The sequence below is a fragment of the Cupriavidus sp. R6-3 genome, assembly GCF_059772245.1.
The window spans coordinates 1-613 of sequence record NZ_JCBAJO010000459.1 but is presented as its reverse complement, the minus strand read 5'-3'; the positions used below and the strand labels follow the sequence as shown (position 1 = coordinate 613).

At 68.4% G+C, this 613-nt stretch carries 1 protein-coding gene; it reads left to right on the top strand.

Annotated features, from left to right (window positions below; all coding sequences use genetic code 11):
* Positions 1 to 613 (top strand): type VI secretion system Vgr family protein (locus AC6EI8_RS26640; protein WP_498383416.1); only part of this gene is annotated, 613 nt, incomplete at both ends.

Below are 613 nucleotides of genomic sequence, written 5' to 3'. Positions count from 1 at the left end.
AACCAGTTGCGCAGCCAGCTGGCGACCACAGTCCAACACACCCAGCTCAATCTCGGTCACCTGATCCACCAGCAGGACAACTACCGCGGCAGCTTCCGCGGCGAAGGCTTCGAGCTGCGCACCGACGGCTACGGTGCCATCCGGGGCAAGGCCGGCGTGCTGATCAGCACCTATCGCGACGCGCAGAGCCAGCGGCCGGTGCCGACCGGCGACAACGCGGCGGGCATCGCGCTGATCCGCCAAGCGAAGTCGCTGACGCAAGCGCTGGGCGAGGGCGCGGTCAAGCACCAGACCGCTGCGCTGCTGACCGCCAAGGACGACGAGTCCCCGCTGGCCAAGCTGGAAACTGCCGCGTCCGGCATGGTCGACGGCAAGGACCTGGACGCGGCGATGCAGGACGTGGCCAGCGGCAATCAGCAGACGCAAGGCAAGGTGCCGCATCCGAGCGAAGCGATCGTCCAACTGGCCGGCCGCGCGGGCCTTGCCATGGTCGCCGGGCAGGAACTGCAGCTGGTCAACGGCAAATCGCTGGGCCTGGTGTCGGGGCAGGACACCAACCTGGCGATCGGCAAGCAGGGGCGCTTGCACAGTGGACAGGCCATCGGCATCGCCA